Origin of the sequence: Kosmotoga sp. DU53, from assembly GCF_001639905.1 — a bacterium.
GTDB lineage: Bacteria > Thermotogota > Thermotogae > Petrotogales > Kosmotogaceae > Kosmotoga > Kosmotoga olearia.
Genome location: NZ_JGCK01000058.1, coordinates 36,986 through 43,790, shown reverse-complemented (window position 1 = coordinate 43,790; position 6,805 = coordinate 36,986). Strand labels below are relative to the sequence as shown.

Sequence of the window (6,805 nt, the reverse complement as noted above, 5' to 3'; positions counted from 1 at the left end):
GCTGAGCTTCTTGCTTCCTAATACTTTCAGATAATACTCAGGTTCATATGGATTCACTCTGCTGTATATGCCTTTGAGTAGTTTTTCAAGCTCTTTATCTTCGAACTTTTCACCGTTTGTCTTTAGACAGTAATTGCGCCTTCTACCTGGTTTTGTCTTTTTGAGAAAGAACACGGGTTTCTTCCTGCGATAGTAACTGCTTCTGGTTATTCCAAAGATTCTCTAAAGATAAGAGGTTGAAAAACCATAACCCATATATGTTTCAGCGAAAAGTTCAACTGCTAGCCTTTTCCAGTTTTTTTTAGAGCTTCTTTTAGCAACCTTATTTCCAATTCTTTCTCTGCTATTATGAGTTTGTATTTCTCGATTTCGTTGAGAACCCCTTTTAGCTCTTTTGGGTCTTTCTTTATCTTGTCGAGCCCTATCTCTTTGTACAGAACAGGTGGTATCTTCGTTGGATCAACAATGAAATCTCCAGCTCTGAGTTTCTGTTCAAAAGCACTTTCTCCCTCCGCTCTGTATTTGTTTATCCAACCCCATAATGTAGAATCCGGTATCCCGTATTCTTCCCTGATTTCTCTTGTGTTTTTGTGACCCTCTTCGTATTCCTTTACCACTTTTAGCTTCAATTCCATTGAATATTGTGCTCTGCCTCTCATCCCTTCGCCCCCTTTTCTTTCATACTATCACTTCGTTATCTCTTGTCCTATTTCTTTAGGGGGTGATTACGGAGGCAACTCCACAGGAGTTCGTAACACCGGCGCAGCCGGTCGTAACAATCCCGAAGGGATTCGGAGCGCCGCGCAGCGGCTATCTCGATTCTCGGCTTCTAATCAGCGTTTGCAAGCCTCAACGTCGTGAGCCTCCTGAGCGCAGCTCAGCACTTCCGCCGCGTAGCGGCCCTCTCAGTTCTCGGATTCTTCGTTCTCGAAAGAAAAACACTCTAAAATCATCTATCCGTTCCTATCTTTTCCCAATAGCTGTTGACTAAATAGCTTTTTTGATTTAGTTTTGAAGTGAGAAACTCCGAAAAAAATTGGGGGGATGATGATGTCCTTGAATCCTGAAGAGAAAAAGCACCTTGAAACCTTGAAAGAAAACTGGGAAAAGACTATCGTTGAAAAAGTTATTCAGAAATACCCGGAGAGAAAAGAACGATTCGAAACCTCCTTTGGTAAAGAGATTGAAAGGCTTTATACGCCGTTAGATATCGCTGAACTGGATTACGAACATGATCTTGGATTCCCTGGCGAATACCCCTTCACAAGAGGAGTACAACCAACCATGTACCGCGGTCGTTTCTGGACGATGAGACAGTACGCCGGTTTTGGAACCGCCGAAGAATCCAACAAACGTTACAAATACCTTCTATCACAGGGACAAACGGGGCTTTCAGTTGCCTTCGATCTCCCAACTCAGATAGGATACGACTCAGATGATCCCATGGCAGAGGGCGAAATAGGAAAAGTCGGAGTTGCAATAGATTCACTGGAAGACATGGAGGTCCTTTTTGACGGAATTCCTCTGGATCAGGTAAGTACCTCCATGACGATAAACTCAACGGCTGCCATTTTACTCGCAATGTACATAGCAGTTGCCGAAAAACAGGGCGTCTCCTCCGATAAACTGCGAGGAACGATACAAAACGACATCCTAAAAGAATACATCGCCAGAGGGACGTACATTTTCCCGCCAGAACCTTCGATGAGAATAATCACAAACATCTTCGAATACTGTTCGAAACACCTACCCAAATTCAACACAATCAGTATCAGCGGTTACCACATACGTGAAGCCGGCGCAGATGCCGTCCAGGAGGTTGCTTTCACACTAGCAGATGGTATAGCCTACGTTGAAGCTGCCGTGAAAGCCGGCCTTGATCCCAATGTCTTCGGTAAGAGATTGTCTTTCTTCTTCAACGCTCACAACAACTTCCTGGAAGAAATAGCGAAGTTCAGAGCCGCGCGAAAACTCTGGAGTAAGATCATGCGGGAACGCTTTGGTGTAACCGATAAAAAGGCCCTCATGTTGAGGTTCCATACTCAAACGGGAGGGTCAACGTTAACCGCTCAACAGCCGATGAACAATATTGTCAGGGTCGCTTTCCAGGCACTTGCCGCGGTTCTCGGAGGCACCCAGTCACTCCATACGAATTCTTACGACGAAGCTCTGGGGCTTCCAACTGAAGAATCTGTTACGATAGCTCTTAGAACACAGCAGATAATAGCCCATGAAACAGGTGTCGCTGATGTTGTCGACCCGCTTGGCGGTTCATATTACATAGAGCATTTGACGAGCGAAATTGAAAAGAGAGCTACCGAATACATAAAAAGGATAGATGAACTCGGTGGAATGGTTAGAGCGATCGAAGAAGGTTACATCCAAAAAGAAATATTGAATACAGCATACAAATATCAGCTAGAAATTGAAGAAGGATCGAAAGTGATCGTTGGAGTCAACAAATTTACCGGAGAAGAAACCACACCAAAGAAGATTCTCAAAGTCGATGAAGAACTTGAAGAAAAACAGAAAGCAAGAGTACGTGCTCTCAGGGAAAAGCGTGATAACATAAAGGTGGAGAAAACCCTGAAAGAATTGAAAAACGCGGCCATGGGTAACGAAAACCTGATGCCTTATATTCTTAATGCCGTAAAAGCCTACGCGACCATCGGTGAAATTTCGAATGTTTTGAGAGATGTCTTCGGCGAATACACGGAAGCTGTTATCCTCTGAAACTTATTCAAATTGCGAGGTGGTAGAAATGGATAAGAAGATAAAAGTGTTAATAGCAAAACCGGGACTCGATGGACATGATAGAGGTGCGAAAGTTGTTGCTATGGCTTTGAGAGATGCCGGAATGGAGGTTATTTATACAGGCCTCAGGCAATCACCAGAGAAAATCGTCAAAGACGCGTTGCAGGAGGATGTTGATATCATAGGATTATCTATACTTTCAGGAGCCCATATGCGGCTTTGCGAAAAAGTCCTGAAATTGATGAAAGAAGCCGGGATAGAATCCAAACCAATCTTCGTTGGTGGAATAATACCGGAAGATGATGCAAAAGAACTCAAAAAAATGGGCATATACGAGGTCTTTGGTCCCGGTACCCCATTAGCAAATATCATAGAAAGAATTAAGGCTGCGATGAAAAAATGAAGATAGAGAAATTGCTGTCGAAAGACCCACTCTGGATCTCTAAAGCACTTACCACCGTCGAAAGGGATCCAATAGCTGGAAAGGAACTGATAGATTCTCTTCCTGAAAGAGAATATCATGTTATAGGGGTTACTGGCAGTCCAGGTGCAGGGAAATCCACTCTGGTAGATAGATTAGCCACAGAACTTTCCAGCGATCATTCGGTGGCCGTAATAGCCATCGACCCTTCCAGCCCGTTCACCGGGGGTGCCATTCTGGGCGACCGGATACGAATGAGGCATGCCCTGGAAAATGATAAAATCTTTGTGCGCTCCATGGCGAGTAGAGGAAAAGTCGGAGGGTTGAGCCCTGCCATATACGATGCTGTAAAATTGCTGGGAAAATGCGGCTTTGAAAAGATAATCGTTGAGACCGTTGGAGCCGGCCAATCAGAAACCGATATTGTCAACCTAGCCGATATAGTTTTGTTGATACTCGCACCCGGAATCGGCGACGAGATACAAATGCTAAAAGCAGGTATAATGGAAATCGGTGACATCTACGTCGTCAACAAAATGGACGTTGACGGCGCCGCGAGTCTTGTAAACAAAATAAAGGCGATGCTAGCATTTTCCGACAGAAAAAAAGAGGTCATCCTCACAAACGCGGTTAGCGGCAAGAATGTTGACAAATTGTGTGCACTGGTGGAAAAGGAACTGTCCAAACTCATTGAAACCGGTTTGATACACAAAAAACGTGCACACAGAGAGCGTTTTCATAAACTCAACAGTATCTGTGAAATCATACAGGAAAGATTCCTGGAAGATGAAAAACTGGACACTTTGTTGGAATTCATCAAAAACTTCGATAGGGGGGAAGAAGCTTGAAAATCGATCGTATCGACCATATCGGTATCGTTGTTCGCTCAATAGACGAAAAACTTCCGCTTTACAGGGACTTCCTCGGATTGGAATTTGGAGGAATAGAAGAACTACCGGAAAGGGGGCTAAAGGTTGCATTCTTAAAAGTTGGAACCACGAGAATAGAATTACTAGAACCTTTGAATGAGAAAAGTCAAATATCGAAATTCCTTGAAAAAAAGGGTGAAGGCATCCATCATATAGCTTATCACGTCGATAACATCAATGAAGCACTCGAAAAGGCTAAAAACGGTGGTTTTAAACCTCTCAGCGATGAACCTCAGCCGGGTGCCGGTGGAACAAAAGTAATCTTCCTGCACCCAAAAACCACCGGCGGTGTTCTCATAGAAATGGTAGAAGGTCAACACTAATGGGGGGTGATGAGTTGAACGAAAAACTCGAGAAGTTCAAAAAGCTAGATGAAAAAATAACCCTTGGCGGTGGAAAAGAGAGAATAGAGAAACAGCATGCTCAGGGAAAACTTACCGCCAGGGAACGAATAGAATTGCTGTGCGATCCTGGAAGCTTTGAAGAAATCGATAAATTCGTCAAACACCGTTCAACCTTCTTTGGACTTGATAAAAAAGATTTCCCGGCAGATGGTGTTGTTACCGGAATTGGTGAAATAAACGGCAGAAAAGTCGCTGTTTTTTCACAGGATTTCACAGTTCAAGGTGGTTCTCTTGGTGAAATGCATGCGAAAAAAATCATGAAGATCCAGGATCTCGCCATTAAGCTGGGAATCCCGATAATCGGGATAAACGATTCTGGTGGTGCCCGTATTCAGGAAGGCGTCGATTCCCTGTATGGTTACGGCGGTATATTCTATCGAAACACCCTTGCTTCTGGTGTCATACCACAGATAACCGTAATTGCCGGTCCCTGCGCCGGTGGAGCGGTTTACTCTCCTGCAATCACAGATTTCATAATAATGGTTAATCAGATATCCCAGATGTTTATCACCGGTCCACAGGTTATCAAAGCGGTTACCGGCGAAGATATAGACAAAAATGGACTCGGTGGTGCCATGATCCACAACAGCAAAAGCGGTGTTGCTCACTTCATAACTGAGACCGATAGCGACGCCATGCAGCTCGTCAGGAAACTTATTTCCTACATTCCGCAGAACAATTCAGAAGAACCTGAAATTACCGAACCAATGTCAGTCTCGCAAGTACCGGAACTAAGAGAAATCGTGCCAGAGAATCCAAAACAAGCTTACGATGTAAAAAAAGTAATAGAACTCGTTGTAGATAACGGCGAATTCCTTGAAGTCCACAAACACTACGCAAAAAATATAGTGATAGGATTTGCCAGGATCGCTGGCCGTTCTGTCGGAATTATCGCCAATCAACCTTCTGTTTATGCTGGCGTGCTGGACATCGACTCTTCCGATAAAGCAGCAAGATTTATACGATTCCTCGATGCTTTCAACATCCCAATAATCACATTCGTTGACACTCCAGGATTCCTTCCCGGCATTTCCCAGGAACACGGCGGCATCATCAGACACGGTGCCAAGCTTCTTTACGCTTACAGTGAAGCAACCGTCCCGAAAATTACAACCATCATCAGAAAGGCTTATGGCGGCGCTTATATAGCAATGGGAAGTCAGCATCTTGGAGCCGATATGGTCTTTGCCTGGCCCGGAGCTGAGATAGCGGTCATGGGACCGGAGGGTGCGGCAAACATCATATTCAGAAAAGAGATCCAGGCAGCCGAAGATTCCGAAAAAGTACGTAAAGAAAGGATAGAAGAATACAAAGAAATGTTTGCAAATCCCTATACGGCTGCTGCGAGGGGATACATAGAAGAAGTAATAGATCCAGCGGATACAAGACTAAAAATTGCCAGAGCACTGGAGATTTTAGATAGCAAGGTTGAAGGAAGGCCAACGAAAAAGCATGGAAACATTCCCCTGTGAGGAGTGACATTTTGTGGATTTGACAGTAGGTCAGGTTACCCTGATAGGCCTCTCGGTAGTTTTCCTAACCTTTGTAATACTGTACGTCTTTTTTGTTAGCATGGGCAAGATTCTTTCCCCGGCAAAAAAATCCAGGCCTATGCTCAGGGAAAGCTACAAGGTTAGTCCAGAAGAAATGAAGTATGAAAGAGAAAGAATCATGAAATCAGAACAGCCAGAAGAGCTTGTTGCTGCCATCACAGCTGCAATCACTACTATCATCGAAAGCGACAGATTCATTATTAGATCCATTAAACCATCAAGGAAACTCCGGTCCAGCTGGAAAAGCAGAAAACCAATGACACAATGGAAACCAAGGAGGAGCAAGAAATGCTGAGAAAATTCAGGGTAAAAGTTAACGGGAAAGAATACATCGTTGAAGTCGAAGAACTGTCTTCAGAAGCCACAAAGGTTCAAACTTCTGCGCCGTCACCAGCACCATCTAAGGTTGTATCTCAGCCTCTCAGAAAAGAAGAAACTAAGCCCAAACCTCAAAAAGAAACCAAACCACAACCGGCTCAATCCGAAGGCCATAGCATAATCGCCCCAATGTCCGGAGTAATACTCGAAATACTCGTATCACCGGGAACCCATGTTAAAGCTGGAGACACTGTGGTCGTAATGGAAGCTATGAAAATGGAGAATAACATCCTGTCTGAATTCGATGGCGTCGTTAAAGAGGTAAAAGTAAACAAAGGTGACAACGTAGAAGCGGGACAGGTGATGGTAGTACTCGAATAATTTCCCTCAAAAATAAGAAAGGGAGTTATCTGTCATTCACGATAG

The 6,805-nt window shown here is 44.1% G+C and carries 7 protein-coding genes and 1 pseudogene; 7 read left to right on the top strand and 1 reads right to left on the bottom strand.

The annotated features are described in order from the left end of the window. Positions 1-659 (bottom strand): annotated as a pseudogene (locus tag DU53_RS11955) (IS3-like element ISKol9 family transposase); the annotation flags it as partial. Between the two features lie 391 nt (positions 660-1,050). Here DU53_RS11955 and DU53_RS07205 point away from each other — a divergent pair. Genes DU53_RS07205 through DU53_RS07175 form a run of 7 tightly spaced genes read left to right on the top strand, consistent with a single transcriptional unit; the run spans position 1,051 to position 6,760 of the window. After that, on the top strand, positions 1,051-2,733 hold the full coding sequence (locus DU53_RS07205; protein WP_063728278.1) for a methylmalonyl-CoA mutase: 1,683 nt from the start codon (positions 1,051-1,053) through the stop codon (positions 2,731-2,733). 28 nt (positions 2,734-2,761) lie between these two features. After that, positions 2,762-3,157 carry a cobalamin B12-binding domain-containing protein gene (locus tag DU53_RS07200; protein ID WP_063728277.1) on the top strand — a complete coding sequence of 132 codons (396 nt, stop codon included), beginning with the start codon at positions 2,762-2,764 and terminating at the stop codon, positions 3,155-3,157. Beyond that, on the top strand, positions 3,154-4,023 hold the full coding sequence (gene meaB, locus DU53_RS07195; RefSeq protein ID WP_063728275.1) for a methylmalonyl Co-A mutase-associated GTPase MeaB: 870 nt from the start codon (positions 3,154-3,156) through the stop codon (positions 4,021-4,023). The genes DU53_RS07200 and meaB overlap by 4 nt, the downstream gene beginning before the upstream one ends. Next, positions 4,020-4,427 (top strand): methylmalonyl-CoA epimerase, encoded by a 408-nt coding sequence (mce, locus tag DU53_RS07190; RefSeq protein ID WP_015868712.1) that lies wholly within the window; start codon positions 4,020-4,022, stop codon positions 4,425-4,427. Before meaB ends, mce begins: the two co-directional genes overlap by 4 nt. Then, on the top strand, positions 4,427-5,980 hold the full coding sequence (locus DU53_RS07185) for an acyl-CoA carboxylase subunit beta (protein WP_015868711.1): 1,554 nt from the start codon (positions 4,427-4,429) through the stop codon (positions 5,978-5,980). The genes mce and DU53_RS07185 overlap by 1 nt, the downstream gene beginning before the upstream one ends. A gap of 13 nt (positions 5,981-5,993) precedes the next feature. Beyond that, entirely contained in the window at positions 5,994-6,356 is a 363-nt protein-coding gene (locus DU53_RS07180) for an OadG family protein (RefSeq protein WP_015868710.1), read from the top strand. Next, positions 6,350-6,760, top strand: coding sequence for a biotin/lipoyl-containing protein (locus tag DU53_RS07175; protein ID WP_015868709.1), 411 nt, complete (start codon positions 6,350-6,352; stop codon positions 6,758-6,760). Before DU53_RS07180 ends, DU53_RS07175 begins: the two co-directional genes overlap by 7 nt. Positions 6,761-6,805 lie beyond the last annotated feature (45 nt).